At 52.8% G+C, this 17,867-nt stretch carries 15 protein-coding genes; 4 read left to right on the plus strand and 11 right to left on the minus strand.

Going from position 1 to position 17,867, the window contains the following annotated elements; translation table 11 throughout:
• Positions 1-2: 2 nt before the first annotated feature.
• The 5 genes from ACFFSY_RS24275 to ACFFSY_RS24295 all read right to left on the minus strand — a co-directional run bounded on the left by ACFFSY_RS24275 (position 3) and on the right by ACFFSY_RS24295 (position 6,188).
• Positions 3-1,556, minus strand: coding sequence for a response regulator (locus ACFFSY_RS24275; RefSeq protein ID WP_377498976.1), 1,554 nt, complete (start codon positions 1,554-1,556; stop codon positions 3-5).
• A gap of 273 nt (positions 1,557-1,829) precedes the next feature.
• Positions 1,830-3,542 (minus strand): extracellular solute-binding protein, encoded by a 1,713-nt coding sequence (locus ACFFSY_RS24280; protein ID WP_377498978.1) that lies wholly within the window; start codon positions 3,540-3,542, stop codon positions 1,830-1,832.
• 69 nt (positions 3,543-3,611) lie between these two features.
• Positions 3,612-4,508, minus strand: coding sequence for a carbohydrate ABC transporter permease (locus tag ACFFSY_RS24285; protein WP_377498980.1), 897 nt, complete (start codon positions 4,506-4,508; stop codon positions 3,612-3,614).
• A 30-nt stretch (positions 4,509-4,538) separates the two neighbouring features.
• Entirely contained in the window at positions 4,539-5,474 is a 936-nt protein-coding gene (locus ACFFSY_RS24290) for an ABC transporter permease (RefSeq protein ID WP_377499274.1), read from the minus strand.
• A 570-nt stretch (positions 5,475-6,044) separates the two neighbouring features.
• On the minus strand, positions 6,045-6,188 hold the full coding sequence (locus ACFFSY_RS24295; protein ID WP_377498982.1) for a hypothetical protein: 144 nt from the start codon (positions 6,186-6,188) through the stop codon (positions 6,045-6,047).
• Between the two features lie 427 nt (positions 6,189-6,615).
• Here ACFFSY_RS24295 and ACFFSY_RS24300 point away from each other — a divergent pair, with 427 nt between their 5' ends.
• The gene (locus ACFFSY_RS24300; protein ID WP_377498984.1) at positions 6,616-7,650 is read left to right on the plus strand and encodes a lytic polysaccharide monooxygenase; all 1,035 of its coding nucleotides are present in this window, start codon (positions 6,616-6,618) and stop codon (positions 7,648-7,650) included.
• 56 nt (positions 7,651-7,706) lie between these two features.
• On the opposite strand, the gene cyoE is transcribed toward ACFFSY_RS24300, so the two are convergent.
• Positions 7,707-8,639: a heme o synthase gene (gene cyoE / locus ACFFSY_RS24305; protein WP_377498986.1), complete on the minus strand. Its 933-nt coding sequence runs from the start codon at positions 8,637-8,639 to the stop codon at positions 7,707-7,709.
• A 197-nt stretch (positions 8,640-8,836) separates the two neighbouring features.
• Positions 8,837-9,613, minus strand: coding sequence for a Cof-type HAD-IIB family hydrolase (locus ACFFSY_RS24310; protein ID WP_377498988.1), 777 nt, complete (start codon positions 9,611-9,613; stop codon positions 8,837-8,839).
• A 210-nt stretch (positions 9,614-9,823) separates the two neighbouring features.
• Between ACFFSY_RS24310 and ACFFSY_RS24315 the strand changes: the two genes are divergently transcribed.
• The gene (locus tag ACFFSY_RS24315; protein WP_377498989.1) at positions 9,824-11,644 is read left to right on the plus strand and encodes a CHASE2 domain-containing protein; all 1,821 of its coding nucleotides are present in this window, start codon (positions 9,824-9,826) and stop codon (positions 11,642-11,644) included.
• Positions 11,645-11,792: 148 nt separating this feature from the next.
• Here ACFFSY_RS24315 and ACFFSY_RS24320 read toward each other — a convergent pair whose 3' ends face one another.
• Positions 11,793-12,014 carry a CHASE3 domain-containing protein gene (locus ACFFSY_RS24320; RefSeq protein WP_377498991.1) on the minus strand — a complete coding sequence of 74 codons (222 nt, stop codon included), beginning with the start codon at positions 12,012-12,014 and terminating at the stop codon, positions 11,793-11,795.
• Between the two features lie 244 nt (positions 12,015-12,258).
• On the opposite strand from ACFFSY_RS24320, the gene ACFFSY_RS24325 reads away from it, so the two are divergent.
• Positions 12,259-12,684 (plus strand): pyridoxamine 5'-phosphate oxidase family protein, encoded by a 426-nt coding sequence (locus tag ACFFSY_RS24325; protein ID WP_377498993.1) that lies wholly within the window; start codon positions 12,259-12,261, stop codon positions 12,682-12,684.
• Between the two features lie 59 nt (positions 12,685-12,743).
• On the opposite strand, the gene ACFFSY_RS24330 is transcribed toward ACFFSY_RS24325, so the two are convergent.
• Positions 12,744-13,268, minus strand: coding sequence for a dihydrofolate reductase family protein (locus ACFFSY_RS24330; protein WP_377498995.1), 525 nt, complete (start codon positions 13,266-13,268; stop codon positions 12,744-12,746).
• A 78-nt stretch (positions 13,269-13,346) separates the two neighbouring features.
• Here ACFFSY_RS24330 and ACFFSY_RS24335 point away from each other — a divergent pair, with 78 nt between their 5' ends.
• Positions 13,347-14,270, plus strand: a complete 924-nt coding sequence (locus tag ACFFSY_RS24335) for a helix-turn-helix transcriptional regulator (protein WP_377498997.1) — start codon at positions 13,347-13,349, stop codon at positions 14,268-14,270.
• Between the two features lie 40 nt (positions 14,271-14,310).
• Here the strand turns inward: ACFFSY_RS24335 and ACFFSY_RS24340 are convergent, their stop codons facing one another.
• Positions 14,311-17,349, minus strand: a complete 3,039-nt coding sequence (locus ACFFSY_RS24340) for an Npt1/Npt2 family nucleotide transporter (protein WP_377498999.1) — start codon at positions 17,347-17,349, stop codon at positions 14,311-14,313.
• Between the two features lie 21 nt (positions 17,350-17,370).
• Complete coding sequence (locus ACFFSY_RS24345; protein ID WP_377499001.1) at positions 17,371-17,865, minus strand: GNAT family N-acetyltransferase; 495 nt, start codon at positions 17,863-17,865, stop codon at positions 17,371-17,373.
• Between the last annotated feature and the right edge of the window lie 2 nt (positions 17,866-17,867).

The raw sequence follows: 17,867 nt of genomic DNA on the forward strand, positions 1-17,867 counted from the left end.
AGTTATTTTCTGCGGTATTCGAGCGGCGTCTTGCCGTAGGTCTCTTTGAATTGTCTGCTGAAGTATGGCAAGTAGCGGTAGCCTACCTGATCCGCGATTTCGTAGATTTTCAGATTCGTGTTCTTCAATAGCTCGCACGCGCGTTCCATGCGCAGCATAATCAAGTATTCGCTGAAATTTTTGCCCGTCTCCTCTTTGAAGAGCAGACCGAGATAATTCGGCGAGAACGAGAACTGTTCGGCGACGTCGCGCAGCGTGATATTGTCTTGGATGCGGTCTTTAATGAATGAGATGATCTCCGAGATCAGCTTCCAATTTTTCTTCTGGCGCTTGGAATTGAGCAATTCCGAAATTTGGTACAGCCGCTGCCGCAGCCACAGGTGGATATCATCGATCGTCTCCAGCTGCAAAATAATGTCCAAGCTGCGCATATCCATGTTCAGCAGCTCGAATAAATCTTCGTTTACGGTATGCAGATAATCATCCAGCTTCAGCAGCAGGTAGAACGCATAATTGCGTACCGTGAACTTCGACTTGGCATTCTTGGCCGTCTGAAACAACGCATCCAGCTCGTCGTGAATGCGCACGAGCTCGTAGCTGGACAACGCTTTGAACAACGCATCCATCCGGACGTCGAACATCTTGATATCGTCCATCTCGGACTTGGGCACATCTTCGAATTCAATCAGCTTGCCTTTGCCCCGGAACATCTTCAGCTCCACGGCTTCCAGCGCTTGACGATACGATCGCTCGATCTCATACACTTCGCTGCAGTTCCCGCCGATTCCTGCCGTCAGCGTCGTGCCGAACTCGCGCTTCACGTTGTCGACGAGACGTTCGACGACCGCTAGCCCGGTATGCTGCTGCAGAAGCAGTGCCACGCGATTTTTATCGATTTTGCAGCCGTGCAGAATACCGGCTTCTTGGCTCCATTCGAGCAGGCTATCCAGCCAGGTGTTCGACTTCCCCCTGCTTTCGTCCGTCTGGCCTTCCATTTTGAACAGATCATCGATCTCCAAGACGCACACGCGTCCCGGCCATGCGAAATGCACAAGATTATATTCACGGTGCAGCACTTCGATCGTGGATTCCGTATAAGCTCCTTCGAACAGCTGCAGCATATATTCATTCTTGACGACGGGAATCATCTGCGAGTATTCCGCCTGGCGCTTGCGCTCCAGATCCAGCTGATCCCGGGCTTTGATGAGCGAATCGATCAGCTCTTGATCATCCATCGGTTTCAATACATATCCGCAAGCATTAAGCGACAAGGCTTGTTTGGCATAGTGAAAATCCTGATATCCGCTGACGAAGATGATTTTCAGGTCTTTCTTCTCGGTCAAGGCTAACTCGGCGAGCTCCAGTCCGGACATATGCGGCATACGTACATCGGTGACCAAAATATCGATCTTCTCGGAAGTCAGCACGCTGCGGGCATTGAATCCATTGGTGACGGCATCGACAACTTCCATCCCAAGCTTTTGCCACGGTATGAACGTCCGCATTCCTTCCAAATCTAACCTCTCGTCGTCAGCCAGCAATACTTTATAGGACATGTTCACCACTCCCTGATGAGAAATATCGAGGGTACAAGTTGTATACCTGGTATGTATACAGCCTTCACGCCCCCTCTGCTATCCTGCTTGCATACTAGTTGCTAAGGCAAATTTCCCATAAATAGGGGACGAGCGCAAGGCGAAAATCCTCTGATTCCCTTACAAATATATAGCAAGATGCTGTATGAAAAAGCGAGGATATGCTGCATCTCAGCACATCCCCGCTTGTTCCTAATGGATTAATAATTGCGATACTCGTTCACGAGCGGCTGCTTAGTTGCCGTTCATGATCGTTTTGTTTTGCTGCCATTTTTTCGTATAGGAATCCAGCACGGTTTGGAAGCCGACATCCATGGAGTCTTTGTGCGCTTTGTCCAGGATCTTCAGGACATCGTCGTCGGTTTTGGCGAACAAGGCTTCCGCGCGCGCTTTAAGCCAGATGTCTTTGACGCGTTGGAACGCGATGCCTTCTTCCGTGTCCGGAATCGGGAACAGGTTAACGAATTCCGTCGAGTCGCCCTGGGATTTCCAGGTCACTTTGTACTGCCAGTTCGTGGACCAGTTGCGTTTCTCTTCCGGCAGCGTCGCCTCGTATTTCGACTTCACGCCATCCATGTACACCGTGTTGCCGACCCAGATCGTGTTCGCGCTCACCGCTTGAATCTCGGTCAGACCCGCCGGGTCGTTCGCGTAACGATCCGTGAACTTCGGCGTCAGGCCGTCTTCTTGGAAGCCATCCCAGAAGCCGTCTGCTCCCGGAGGACCCCAGAACAGGACTGCCGTACCTTCAGGTCCGGTCATCCAGTCGAGCAGGGCGAATACCGCTTCAGGGTTTTTCGCGCTCGTCGTGATCGCCGCAACGTTCCAACCCAGCATGTTGTACGTACCTGGATATGTTTTCGTCACGTCGTTGCCTGGCTTCACGATCGGATCGATGAAGAAGTAACCGTCTTCCGGATCTTTCGCGCTCAGGGCGATGTCGGCTTCAGCGGCAAGCTTCATCGGATCGGAGCTTGCATATACCGCAGCGCGGCCGCTAAGTAATTTCTCCTTGACTTGGTCTTCGGTTTGTGTCATTGCGTCCTGTGTCATCAGCTTCTCGCGCATCAGCTTCGCCGAGTACACCGAAGATTCGCGGAAACCTGGATCGAGGTAGATCGACTCGAATTTGTCGTTGTTCGGAACCGCGAAGTAACGCGTGAAGCTCAGGTTGTTCTCTTTGAACGCGGAGAACAGCTGGTCGATACCATGGCCGTCCTTCGCAAGACCCGTCTCGAACGGAATGGCATCAGGGAACTTCGCTTTGACGGCTTTCAGGTAGTTGTACAGATCGTCTGTCGTCTTCAGCTCAGGCGATCCAAGCGCTTTGTACATCTTCTTGTTGACGATGTAGCCGGCGTTGCCGTTCGGCTGATTCGTATAGTAGTTCGGGAGCGTGTAGATCTTGCCGTCCGGCGCGGTCAGCAATTTACGCACTTTCGGGTCCATCCACTTCTTGAAGTTCGGATACTTATCGATGTACTCGTCAAGCGGCACGAGAAGACCGGATTCGCGCAGTCGGTTCATGTTGTCGTCGCGCTCACCCCAGATGATGTCCGGCAGCTGGTTACCCGCGATCATCGTCTGCAGCTTCTGGGCGTTGTTGCCGCCGGAGGAAATGCCTGTGATATTGACTTTGAGGTTGTCCTGGATCCACTTCGTCGACGCGTCGGCGCCCCATTGCGGCATCGTATACCAGCCATAGTTGCCATAGAACGTCAGATCGAGCGGTTCGCTGCCAAGCTTGAACAGATTGCTTTCCGGTTCCTTGGCATCATTCGCCGGCGTCGTGGACTCATTCGCCGGTTTCTCCGTGTTGGCCGGCGCATTGCCGTTGCCGCCCGTTTCTCCCCCATTGTTGCCCCCATTGCTGCTACAGCCGACAACGAACGACAGCGACAACAGAACAGTTGCGGCGTTAAGCGCAATCTTTCTCTTGTTCTTCACAAGCACTTACCCCTCTCATCATATTAATCTATGTTTAAAGCCATTCGGCTCTAAACGCAAGCAGGAAATCTACTCTTTCAGCGAGCCTACCAATACGCCTTTGACGAAATAACGCTGGAGGAACGGATACACGATCACGATTGGCAGCGTAGCCACCATCATCGTCGCCATAGAGAGCGACTTCGAAGTGATCGACTTCGCATTGTTCAAGCGCGATAATGCGCCGGCATCCAGGTTCGCCATTTGATCGGACGCGATGTTCGAGAATAAGATCTGGCGAAGCAGCGTCTGAATCGGATACAACTTCTCGTTCATGATGTAGATGCTTGCAACGAACCACTCGTTCCAGTGCGCGATTGCGGTGAACAGCGACAGCGTAGCCAGCACCGGACCGGACAACGGGAAGATGATGCGGAAGAACGTTCCCCAGTTGCCAGCGCCGTCGATCTTGGCCGATTCTTCCAACCCTTGCGGCAGCTCTTTAAAGAAAGTACGGAATATGATCATGTTCCACACGCTGATCAACGAGGGGATGATATACACCCAGAAGGAGTCGAACAGGTGCAGCTTACGGATCAACAAATAAGTTGGGATCAAACCGCCGCCGAAATACATCGTGATGATACACATGATCATGTAGTACTTGCGGCCGATCAGCTCGCGCTTGGTCATCCCGTAGGCGAAGATGGCGGTAGCCAAGATAGAAGCGACCGTACCCACGATCGTCCGAAGAACCGTGACGCCGAACGCGTTGATCAATTTGTCTTCGCGGAATACGATCTCGTAGTTATCCCACGTGAATTGGCGCGGCCAGAACGTTACCCCGCCTGCGCTCGTATCCATGCCTTCATTGAGCGAGATGATCAGTGAGTTCCAGAACGGATAGAACGTTGAGAATGCTAACAATGTCAAGAAGACGTAGATAAACGCGACCATCACTCTATCGCCGAAACTTGAACGAATCAATGGAATGCACCCCTAATCGTGAGTCGATTTTTACCACAAACTGTTTCCGGTTCTTCTGGCGATCAAATTGGCAATCGTGAGCAGCGTTACGCTAACTATTGCCTTGGATAAGCCAATCGCCGTCGCATAAGAGTACCGGAAGTTGTCGATACCGACTCGAACCACGAATACATCCAGCGAATCCGATACGTCCCTTAAGCCTGGATTGGAAGCGAGGATGAGAATATCTTCAAAGCCTGCGTTGAGCAGGTTACCAATGGCCAAGATCATGAAAATAATAACGACAGGCATAATGCATGGCAGCGTAATCAGATACATTTGACGGAACCGGCTCGCTCCGTCCATCGCGGCAGCCTCGTACAGATGCGGATCAATGCCGGCGATCGCGGCCAGGTAAATAATCGAGCTGAAGCCAATTTCCTTCCAGACGTTCGTGGTAACCAGGATGCTCCAGAAGTATTCCGGCAGTGATAGGAAGTTCACCGGTTCATCGATGAAATTCAGCTTCTCAAGCGCCATATTGAAGCTTCCGTTATCCGTTGCGAGCATCGAGGTGACCATGCCGCCGATAACAACCCAGGATAGAAAGTGGGGCAGGTAGGTAATGGTTTGAACGACTCTTTTGAAAAACATTTTCTTAATCTCATTCAGCATAAGTGCCAGTATGATCGGCGCCGGAAATCCGAAGATAAGCTTCAGACCGCTGATGACGATCGTATTGCGCATGACCGGATAAAACTCGGGTGAAGTGAAGAAATCGTGAAAGTGTTTGAAGCCTACCCAATCGTTATTAAGCAGATCTGCGCCCAATTTGTAATTCTGGAACGCGATCAATACGCCATACATCGGCATATACGCGAATACGAAGATCAAGGCCAGGGCTGGCAGCACCATGAGTTGAATATCAAGCTGCTTGAAGAACCGCTTCACTACACTTTTCTTGGATGTTCCCAAATGCGTCGGCATCTGAATGTCCTGGCTGGCGGCAGGTGTATTCGCCATTCAAGAATCCTCCTCCTTTTTCATTGTTTGATCGCTTAAAGCGCTTTAACTTGGAGCATCAACCATTTGAAAAGGAGAACCTTTCGTTATACATTTCGGTTAAATCTCCCTCCAGTAACCGTTTCAGTTCCTTGTTGTACGTTTATTGTATCGAAGGCGGAAATAGGGAACTATATAGCTGAACAACGAAAAATGATAGTATTCAATTACGATGATAGAAAATGCGACATCATCCACTCCCCGCCCCAAAAAAATGCGTATGTTGACCGATCGATCCGCACGAATCAAGGACGAAAGGGTTGTGCGTATGAAGAGGAACGCGGATCCTTGCAGGTCGCCAGACCTAACTTGAAGAGCGTCCTCCCCGCCGTCATGCAGACTTGAGAATTTCCGCTTCATTAATATATCGATTTCGGCACCTATTCGGGATGACGGTCATTCTGAACAAAATATACAAAAAAACAGCTGGATAAACGGGTCAATGACGCGTTTGATCCAGCTGTTTGTTGTTTCAAGCAATCAGGTACGACCTTCCTATCCGGTCGAAGGCGTGTTCGGCTCGCTTCCTTTTTGCCTGCGGTTGTTGTTTTCCACAGAAGCTTCATTATTTTCGGCATGGCTCGACTTTGTTTGAAATGCCTGCTGCTGTCCGGCGAAGTCTTTGCTTTTGCGGCTCATCGTTTCATCCCCTTTACATGATTTTGATGATTTTAAGGTCATTCCGGTATAGTTTGGTTGTAAAATCACGATATTACTCTGTTTTATATTACCAGTTTATCTCATATTATATATTTACTATGTCTTTTGTAGCACATCTAACATCCCCTGTCCGATATTTTTTTGTCGATCGTTGATTTGTGTAAGAAATCGTTAGTATGTGTAATCGACGCTATATTGTGGAAGAACAGCCTGTATTATATGATAAATGATATAAACGAGTCGGGCGTTTATACGCTGCAAGCCAACTAACCTATCACCCGGCCGTCGCTTTACAAGCAACGACATACAGGTTTCGACGAAAGGAGGCAATGCAGGCTGCAGAAGCCAACGCATGTAAGCGCTTAATAAACTGATTAATCAAACATTTTAAGGAGGAAAATATTGTATGACACTGCGTTTTGCTGATCAAGCTTTGCTCAGAAAAATGATCGTTGCCGGCGGGGTAATGTTCCTGGTCGCGCTGTCGATGGTGTTGTTCACGAACAACAAAGCATCCGCTCATGGTTACATTGAAGGACCAGCAAGCCGTGCCGCACTCTGTAAGTCCGGCGCCAACACGAACTGCGGTTCCATCGTATACGAGCCGCAAAGCCTTGAAGCACCTAAAGGCTGGCCAGCTGCCGGTCCTGCCGACGGCAAAATCGCAAGCGCAGGCGGCGCGTTCCCTAACCTGGACGAGCAATCCTCCACACGTTGGAGCAAAGTCAACGTGCAAGCCGGCCCTGTCACGTTCCAATGGAAACTGACGGCGAACCATGCAACTGCGAGCTGGAAATACTACATCACGAAAGACGGCTGGAACCAGAACGCGCCACTGTCCCGTGATTCCTTCAACCTGACGCCATTCTGCGATATTCCTTACAACGGCGTTAAACCGCCAACTAACTATGCAAGCAGCTGCAACCTTCCTGCAAAATCCGGCTACCATGTCATCCTGGCCGTATGGGAAGTTGCCGACACGGCTAACGCATTCTACAACGTCATCGACGCTAATTTCGGCGGCGGCACGACAAACCCAGGTCTGGGCACGCCAACTGGCCTGACTGCTAGCTCCATCACCAACACGAGCCTGACGCTCTCCTGGACTGCAGTATCCAGCGCGACTAGCTACGAGATCTACCGTAATGGCGCACTCGTTGGCACGTCCACAACGACTTCTTTCGCGAATACCGGCCTGACGGCGGGAACTTCCTACTCCTTCACGGTCAAAGCGAAAAATGCGACAACGACTTCCGCAGCATCCTCTGCTCTGACCGTATCCACAACCGGCGGCACGACGACGACGTACCCGGCATGGAGCTCCACGACGGCATACGTCGGCGGCAGCAAAGTGTCGTATAACGGCGCGAACTATGAAGCCAAATGGTGGACGCAAGGCGAAACGCCAGGATCCGCCGATGTGTGGAAACTGATTCCTTAATCTTTGAACGAAGAACCCGCCTGACATCAGGCGGGTTCTTTGTTTGTTACGTTATTCTACCCCATCAGCGGCTTAATTAACGAATAGCCGATCACGATCAACAGCAGAATCGTAATATGATTCAACGAGAAAATGAACATCGATTTGGCCCAACCATCCGTCCCCATCCGGCGGAACCCCGCTAAACTAAGGACCAGCCAGCCTGCGCTGAGCACGACGGACGTGATCGCCACGAACGGACTGAACGACCAGAACAATAAGCCCGAGACCAGCAGCAGAACCAGATAGAAATTCGTCTGCCGGTACGTACGCCGCATGCCCTTCACGACGGGCAGCATCGGAATGTTGGCTGCGCGGTACTCCTCCATCCTGCGAATCGCGATCGCATAGAAGTGCGGCATCTGCCACACCAACATCAGAACGAACAGCGCGGCAATTCCCATATGCGATAGATCCGAGCTAATCGCTGTCCAACCGATCAGCGGCGGGACGGCGCCGGATAAGCTGCCCACTTCCGTGTTATAAACCGTTCTTCTTTTGGTCCACATCGTATAGGGAACGACATATAAGAATAAGCCCAAGAATCCGAATAACGCGGACAGCGGCGATGCGGCGTACAATGCGGCCACCCCGCCGATCGCCATCATGATGCCGATCGCAAGTCCGCTGCCCTTGCTCACCGTTCCGGTTACAGTCGGCCTGCTCTTGGTACGTTCCATAATGACGTCGATGTCACGATCGTACACGTTATTGAAAGCGCCAGCCGATCCGATCACAAGCGCGGAGCCGATCAGCGCCAGCAGAATATGATTCATCTCATTGTAGAACGGGATGTCCTCGACCAGCAGCGCCATGCTTAGACCCGCGAACATCGAGATCAGATTCGATTTGATGATGCCGACCTTTATCGTATCGAACAATATTTTAGATAGAGACCCTGTAGACAGGTCGTAACCGGAATTGAGCCGGTTTCCTTTGATCGCGCTCATGGAGCTAACGCCTCCTCACTCCTCTTTGTATTCTTATGCTATCATAAATCGTCGCTTCCATACGCATCGTTCGTCAATCCATCATCAATCTGTCAAAATCCTGTGACACTTTCGTTAATAATGTCGCCACCTATGCTCGTTGCAGCACACCGGGTCTACATAAAAACCGACCCGCTCTCGCAGGTCGGCTGCCGTCGTTATGCGATCAGCCCGGCGTATTTCAATCCGTTGCGAATACCGCATTCGTCGACCGAAGTCGTCACATAATCCGCGAACGGAAGCAGCTCGGGATGCGAGTTGCCCATGGCGATGCCAAGTCCGGCGAATCGGAGCATCTCCTTGTCGTTGAGACCGTCGCCGAACGCAATCGATTCCGCGACCGGTATGCCGAGCTCGCGGAGCATCGCTTCGATGCCTTGTGCCTTGGACCCGCCATAAGGCAGCACGTCCAGCGCGCCGCGGTGCCAGCGAATAAACGTGAACTCGCTCAACAGTGAATCATAAAGCGCATCTTCATGATCTTCGCAGTGGAGGAACAGCTGAAGCACCTCATTGGTCCGCCAAAAGTCCGGATCCGTCCCAGGAAGCTCTACTTTCAGCGAAAGCACCGATTCCGTCACAAGCGGGCATTCGGCGCGGCTTGCGAAGAAGTCCTGTTCGCCTTCATAGACGAGCGTATGGCCATGCTGCCTCGCAAGTTCAACTAACGTCTCGATGCTTGTCCGTGGAATGACGCGTTTGTATACAGTCTTGCCCCGATAGACCGCAAGTGCACCGTTCAGACAAACGAACGAATCGATGCCGAGCAGCTTCGCTAGCGGTTTAATGAAATAAGGCGCTCTGCCCGAAGCGATGACGGGCTCCACGCCGGCTGCTTTCAGTTCGCGTATGGCATTGATCGTATCCTGCGGCACGACCTTATCTTCGTTGACAAGCGTTCCGTCGATATCGAAAAAAGCGATTTTGTACGACATGCTTCCCTCTCCCATCCTCTTCTCTCGTTTGCCTCTAGCAAACTTTTCTATAACGTACAGTATAACACGTTTCGCCATACACGGGCAGTGAGGATTCGCCAGCACTGTCGCGCAGATCCGACGTCATTCTATGATTTTCGACCTCTAATTCCCAAGCGCATGGTATGATAGGACTAATTAAATATCCGACTGAATGAGGTAGAGAACGGAATGAACAAGAGCCTTCGCAAATGGAAATGGAGCTTCAACTTATTCATCCTGGCCGTCCTGCTCACGGTGTACGGCTTCGACTCGCTGCAGAACGTATCGTATTCGCTGGCCGACTACAACACGCGACAAGCTGCGAAGGGGGTAGCCCCTCATGAAGATATCGTCGTCGTGGCCATCGATGAAGAATCGATTCAGACGCTCGGACAATTCCCCTGGAGCCGCGATGTGTACATTTCGTTCCTGGAAGCGCTTGAAGAGGAGCAGAATCGGCCGAAGGCGATCGCCTTCGATATCCTGTTTACCGATCCGGGCGAGGATCCGCAGATTGATGCCGACTTGGCGGCCACGCTCGCGAAGTACGATAACGTCATTATGCCTTCTTACATTAATACGGAGAATGAATTCACCCGCACATCGATCGCGAGCAAATCGGCTCCGCTGCAAGCGCAAGAAATCGTCAAGCCGATTCCAGCCTTCAACGAAGTGGTGCAACCGGCTCATATAAACCGGCTATTAGACGATGATGGCGTCATCCGAAGAACGTGGCTGCAGATCGAGACGCCCGAAGGTCGGGTCCCGTCGCTTGCCTTCCAAGCTGCGAAAATGTACGGAGCGGACGTCGACCATTTTCTCGCCTACTCCGACCCCGGTCCGAATCCGATGTCGGAGATGACGATCCAGTACGTCAGCGACGGGAACGGCTTTATGACGATACCCTTCTCCTATATTCTGACCGGCGAAGTGCCGCTTGAGAATTTCAAGGACCGAATCGTGCTCGTCGGCTATACGTCGGCAGGCGTTACCGACGAAGGGGTCACGCCGATCGAGAAAAGCATGAAGCTCGTCTACGCGCATGCGAATATCGTGAATCAGCTCTTGAACAACGTACACATTCAGGTCATTCCGCCTTGGGTCGATTTGGCCGGCATGCTGCTTCTATACGGGTTGACGCTCTTCTTGGTATGGCGCGTTCGTTCGCTTTGGGCGCTGCTCTATTTTCTAATCGCGATGACGCTGCTGCTCGGCGGGCAATATTTTGTATATCCGCAGCACATCATTCTGACCGTCACCTATACGATGTTCGCGCTCGTCCTGACGTTCCTGGTTAATATTACGATCAAGTCGTTCGCCGAAAGTCTGCAGAAGAACTTCATTACCAAGCAGTTCGGACGTTATATCTCGCCTGTGCTCGTCCAGAAGATCGTCAAAGACAACATCGAGATCGAGCTTGGCGGCGTCAGCAAAGACGCCACGATCATGTTTCTGGATATTCGAGGATTCACGAGTCTCTCCGAGAAGCTGTCGCCTGAAGAAGTCGTCGATTTCCTGAATACGATGTTCAACTTTATTACGAAGACAACGCTGGATAACCACGGCTCGATCGACAAATTCATTGGCGATGCCGCCATGATTATCTTCAATGCGCCGTTGGATGTAAGGGAGCACGAATATTATGCGGTCAAGACCGCGCTCGAAATCCAAGAAGGCATGGTCGCCATCCGGCAATCGATTCTTGAGAAGCACGGCGTGACAGTCAATATTGGCATCGGCATCAACACGGGCACTGTCGTCGTCGGCAATATCGGCTCCTTCCTGCGCATCGACTACACGGCCATCGGCGATAACGTCAATATCGCGGCCAGGATCGAGTCCAGCACGACAGCCGGGCAAGTGCTCGTCTCCGAATCGACGTACGAAGCGACCAAATCGCACTTCCGTTACGCGTTCGTCGGCGAGAAGCTGTTCAAAGGCAAGAGCAGCACGATCAACGTGTATGAACCCACCGGCATGATCGACGAAAACGATCCGGAATCCGTGTGATAAATCGTCGATGTAGAGCAAAGAAAAGAACCTGTCGTCTTCCGCGGCAGGTTCTTTGTATATATTAGCGTCTCGATACTTGATTGATCCCGGACGGACTATACCTTAAATACGCTCACCGCTTCCTGCAGCTCCTGCGCCAACTTGCTCAAATCCACGGCCGAAGCCGCGATTTCTTCCAAATCTCCTGCGAGGCGTTGTTTTGGATGGACTTCGCATTCACGACGATTGCCGCTTTGCGGTTAATCAAATCCGCATAGGAATCGCGGACATTCGTTATATTAGAATAAGACACGTAGCTGATCGTACCCATGAGCACGGACAGAATCAAAAATCCGCTTTGCAGCTTGGCGCCTACAGTCATTTTCACCCGTCATTCTCCCCCTAGATATGTCAGTCTCTGGTCTAGTTCGACGATGAAGCTCTTCCCTCAACGTAACTTAGCCATCTTAACGCAAGTGCGCCTTCACGTGGCGAGGGAAATGCAGGCACACGTCAAGAATAAGGTTCAAAAACGAGCTAGCGTGATGCTTGGCATGTTATTGGGTAATTACAGGGTGTACAGATTGGCGCCAACTTCGAACATTTATGTAAATGTAAAGGAGAGGATCAAATTGACAGTCGCGGAGAAGGACAAGCTGCAGGCCAAAATATTCGAGGCGATGGACAAGCATCGGATCGCTGCTTTCGCTACCGTAGAGGGCAACAAGCCGAAGGTCAGATATATGGCTGTATTTCATGATGGCCTCAACATTTATTTGGCGACAGACCGCAAAACACAAAAAGTCGAAGAGCTTCAGCAAAACCCGAATGTATCGCTGCTGCTCGGCTATGAAAAGGGGACGCCTCCCCAAGTCGTCGAGCTAGAAGGGACTGCTTCGATCACGAAGGACGATAGCTTACGGCAGAAGCTGTGGAATGAAGAGCTCTCGAAGTGGTTCGACGGACCAGAAGACCCGAATTACGTCATCTTGGACATTACGCCTTCCGAAATCCATTATTACGATGAGCAAGGGCAACCGCAAACCTGGACGCCGTAAAACGAAAAGCCGTGTACAAACGTTGGTCGATCAACGTTTGTACACGGCTTACGTGTTGTTTACGGACGCGTATAGGTAATGATCACGATGTCGCCGTGCTTCTCTGTTTCATCCAGTCGAAAGCCGGAGGTCTTCGTGTCGACAGGGAATAGCGGAATCCCTCTTCCCAATACAGTTGGAATGATCGCCAACTGCATCTCGTCGATCAAGTCGCGTTCCAAGAACATCCGTACAATCTCGCCGCCTCCCATCAGCCAAATATGGCCTTGAGAAGTTTGCTGCAGCCGTTCGGTTAACCGGTCCGGCGATTCCGACGTAAATTCGACCAACTCCCCGCTCGGCCGCGGTGTTCGGCTATACACGTAGCATGGTTTGCCCGCATACATCCACTGCTCCGAAAGCTGCAAGCAGATGTCGTAAGTGGCCCGGCCCATGATCAACGATCCTACCCCTTCATAGAACGCGCCGTAACCGTTGTCGCCATCCCCTTCTACCGCCTCCAACCAGTCGACCGAGCCGTCTTCTCTCGCAATGTAACCGTCCAAACTCATGGCAATGTACAAGATTGTTTTTTGCTTCGTCATTATGATTCACTCCTTTCATGACTTCATGGTATCATCAAACTATGACATAACATGACGTAATTAAAGGAGTTATTGGAGATGAACGGCAGACGCTTGGCACTGATGCAGATTATGGATTCACGCAAAAAATTCACGGCTCGCGAATTGGCCGAACGATTCGGCGTCTCCGTACGGACCATCCAGCGCGACCTGGATTATTTGCAGTCGATCGGGATGCCGCTGTATACCGAAGTTGGCGCCGGCGGTGGTTATCGGGCGCTGCCGAACCGGCTCATGCCGCCATTGCAGCTCAACCAATTCGAAGCAGTCGGATTGTTCATGCTGCTGCGGCTGTTGGAATTCGTTCCCGACTCACCATACGGAGAGATCCGGAGCCACTTGGCCGATCACTATTATGGTTCCCTTCCCTCTGATACGAAAGACCAAATCGACCGGATCAGCGACCATCTGACCTTTATGCAGCGCGCGTCCATCGTGATGGCACCGTATACGACCCTCATTTTGGAAGCGGCCATGGAGAAGAGAGAACTATCATTCGCGTATGCTTCAACGGGCGGAATGAAAACAACCCAAGCGTTCCCGCTTGGGCTGTATTACGAACAAGGGTGCTGGTATGTACCCGCTTTAAGGGGAGAACGTACGCTGTTGTATCGAGCGGATCGCATGCACGAAGTGCGCAAGTTAGAGCGAACGTTGCCCGAACTCCAGACATTAACGGATTGGATGAACCAGGAGGATCGGCGCGAGCGCGTAGGCGTCACACTTCAGTTCACACCTTTCGGAGGCCGTATCGCACAGAATGATCCTGATTTTGCCGAAATGACTGAAGACAGATGGGAAGGCATGGTGCCGATTGAAGAGATCCCGTTCATGGCCCGCAAGCTGCTGCGATTCGGCCCCGAAGTTCTGGTCGTACAGCCGCCGGCGCTTCGCAGACTCGTTGCCGAATCGCTCCGCCAAGCAGCCGATCAATACGCGAATGAAGGTGTAGATGCCACGTAAGCTCAAGGTACATCGTAACGCCGGTCTCTTTCCCGCAAGCCTACCCCTGCTGCTTCGCGATCCGCTGCTCCAATCTGCGCACCCGCTCGAACGTGGCGCGAAGCATGCCGATGCCGATGCCCGGATGCAGCTGGATCAGCCTGGACATCGCTTGACCCTCGATCGTCAACTGCCGGAGCAGCGGTCCGGCGGCCATGCCGTTCGTGGTAGCCAGCGTCCCGTAGAGCGATGAGGATTCGCCATAGACATAGCGCGGACCGAGCCGGGCAATAACCTCATCGCTGCTGCCGGCGGTAAGCTCGACGAAGCCTTCCATAATGACGCCCATGGACATGTTCGGCTGCCCCATCGTAAAGATCCGCTTGCCCGCCGGGAAGCTCTCCTCCTCCGCGATGCCCGCCACATAGCCGAGTTCTTCCAACGTGAGCCTTTTGAAGAAAGGCACTTCCTTCAAAAACAGCACTTTGTCCAGCATGCCCATTAATTGACGCGGCTCGTGCATCTCCGCACTCTCCTCTCTATGGACTACATCCGCCGCTAACATCCGCAGCCACGAGTCCCGATCCACCAACATACGTTCTAGCACAGCCTGAATGCCCGCTTCATTCATATTCACATGCGCAAGCTCTTTCCACTCCGACAGGAGAAGTAGAATCGCAGATGCCAGGCGCTTGTCGCCAGCGCCTTCGGCAAGCGCCTCCATGCCGTTCTCGCGGACCTCCTCGTCCGCGTCCTCGGTTGCCAGACGGATCGCGCGCATCACCTCTTCATCCCCAAGACGGTCCATGACGGCCCAGCATCCGCCAAGCACAAGCTGGCGCAATTCGTCGCTGCGCATGGCTGCCAATTCCGCGAAGCCTTGATCGCCGCCAGCATGAAGCGCGGCTGCAAGCTCGCGGCTTTGCCGGAGATAGGCAGCTGCGTTAGCCGCCTGCGGCACGAGCAGCTCGCGGATGCGCGTTTCATCCAGCAGGACTGCTAGCGATCGAACTGCAACATTCCATGCCTTCATCGGCAGCTCGCCCACGTAGAGCAGAAGCGGTTCAATCGCTTCCTCGCCCATACGCGAGAATGCTTCGACGGTCGTCTCCTGCAGCGCCGGTTCCGCCCATTCCAGCCCTTCGAGCAGCCACGGGATAACCTCCGTATGCCGCAATGCGCCCATGCAGCTGATCGCTTCGGCCCGCACAGCCGGGTCTGCATCGCCAAGCAGCCGTTCGACATCGGGGAGGAAACGAACGAGCGCAAGCTCGGCAATTGTCCGGCACATATAGACGGCAGGCTCGCCCATCTCGTCCAAATACCGCTCAATCACTTCATAGCACGCGTCGTAGCTCGACTCGCTGCCGAGCGCGAACAACGCCTTGATCGCTTCTGCCACGACTTTCGGATGCGGATCAAGCAGCTTGAGCCGGACGAAGTAGACCGCTTGATGCGGCATATGTATCGCAGTTCCAAGCAGCTTCACACCTTGCGCACGCACCTCGAAATCGTCATCCTCCAAGAATGCCGCTACGCGAACGAGCGTCTGCAGACCCGCATGATCCAGCCGCATCGCACGCAGCGCAGCCAATCGAAGCCGCGCGCTTGGATCGTCGGCGAGCTTCAACAGCTCCGGCAGATAAGAGGGTTGATTCAATCGCCCGATCAGTTCAAGCGCTAGCTCACGGGCGTAATCATTCTCGTGACGAAGCAGCGATTGCAGCACCGCATCCGATCGACCTTGCTGGACGAATTCATCCAGCGCCGAGACGAGATCCGTCCCTCCCGTCGTCATCGTCTGAACCGTGCGTACGAGCTGTCTAATGTACAGCTGTCTGCCCAGAATCGCAAGCGCGACGAGCAGGATTGAACCAATCGCTCCCGTCCATACGAGCAGCGTCCAGGACAGACCGACGCCTGCGTGCAAGTATTGCAGCAGCGCGCCGAGCAGAATGCCGCCCGAAGCCGCGATACCTTGCGCGACATAACGGTAACCATCCCGCTCCTGGATGGGCAGCAGCTTGAAGAACATCTGATTCGCGGGTTCCGCAAAGTAATAGAGCAGCAAGTAGACAAACATATAGCCTGCCGAGAGCGTATACAACAGCATATCCATTCCGAGCGTAACCCCGACAAGCACGAAACTGGCGGCGAATACCGCCGCGATCGCCGCCAGCATGCTGCTTGGTCCGAGCGCGTTCATCAGGCGGCCCGAGACAAGCTGAAGCAGCAGCGCGAACGTGAACAGCAGTGTGGTCACTCGCCCGAAGAACGCCGCGAAGTCCGTCTCATCCGGATAGAACCGGTGCGTTTGCGACAAGAACGTATATTCCATAAGGAAGTACAAGGCGGGCATCAGCGTCATAATCGCCACTGCGACTAGCAAGTACGGCGATTGGAACACCCGCTTGAAAATCGCGAACGAACTGACACCCTCCGGCTCTGCTCCCTTCGAGGCGCGTTCTTCTTTCAGCGTCAGCGGAACAAGATAGACCGAGATCGATCGCCAATAATTGAACGATCCGGCAAGCAGCAGCAGCGGCGCGAGCATGTACACCGCATCGGCGCCAAGCGCACGGCTGACGGCTTGACTGATCAGACCTGCCGCGATACCCCCGAGCGCTGCGCCGGAGACGAATACGGGCATGACCCGCTTCGCCTGCTGAGTCGGACAGAGGTCGATTGCCAAGCTCCAGAGAAGTATCGTCTGTTGGCGTACGACGAAGCTGGAGGTCAGGAACAAGAACGGATAATAGAATAGCATGTCGAGTCCAGTTAGCCGAACGATCAAGAGCACGACCGCGTTCAGCGCCACGATCGCGCCCATGACGATAAACATCGTCCTCATCCACTGCGGCTTGGGCAACCGGTTCGCAACCCAGGACATAATCCACGCCTCTATCGGCAGAATCACGGCTTCGGCCGCATAGACGTATGGCAAGTATTCGCTGCCGAACCGTTCATTGAATAAGGTCATATACCCGTTATAATTCAGCATTTCGGAAATGCCGCACAGAAAAAATATCGGGGTCATCATCGCCAGCTTCCGCCGGTCTTCGAGTTTGACGCCGATCCATCTTAACAACGTATTGATCATGTTCGTTGCACCCACTCGCGATTACAGCTTCAAATAATAGACGAGCCGGTCCTCGCCTTCAAAATAATAGTCCTTCATTCTTCCCGCGACCTCAAATCCGTGCCGTTCGAACAGCCGGCGTATCGGCAGGTACGATTCCAGATCGCAGGTGTATGTAATAATGTATCGCGCTCCCCGGCTGCGCAGAAGCGCGATCATATCCTCGATGAGCAGCGATCCGACACCGTCTTTACGGAATGCCTTATGGACAACGATATAATCCCAATAATAGCCGCCCGTTCGCTGTTCATTCTCCATGAAACTGTTCACGCCGATAATGCCATCGTTCTCACGCGTCACGAAACGGTACGTATATTCCCCGTCCAGCGCTCGCAACGGATTGTTCTGAAAATGTTCGATCTCCCCCGGCGTGTGACGCGTATCGTCAAACGAGCGATCAGACAGGAAGAACGCGGTTATATTCGCCGCGTCCTCCTCCGTTTGCAATGATTGAACCTGGTAGCGATTCGTACTCATGC

The organism is Paenibacillus aurantiacus (assembly GCF_042431225.1).
GTDB classification, from domain to species: Bacteria; Bacillota; Bacilli; order Paenibacillales; family Paenibacillaceae; genus Paenibacillus_Z; species Paenibacillus_Z aurantiacus.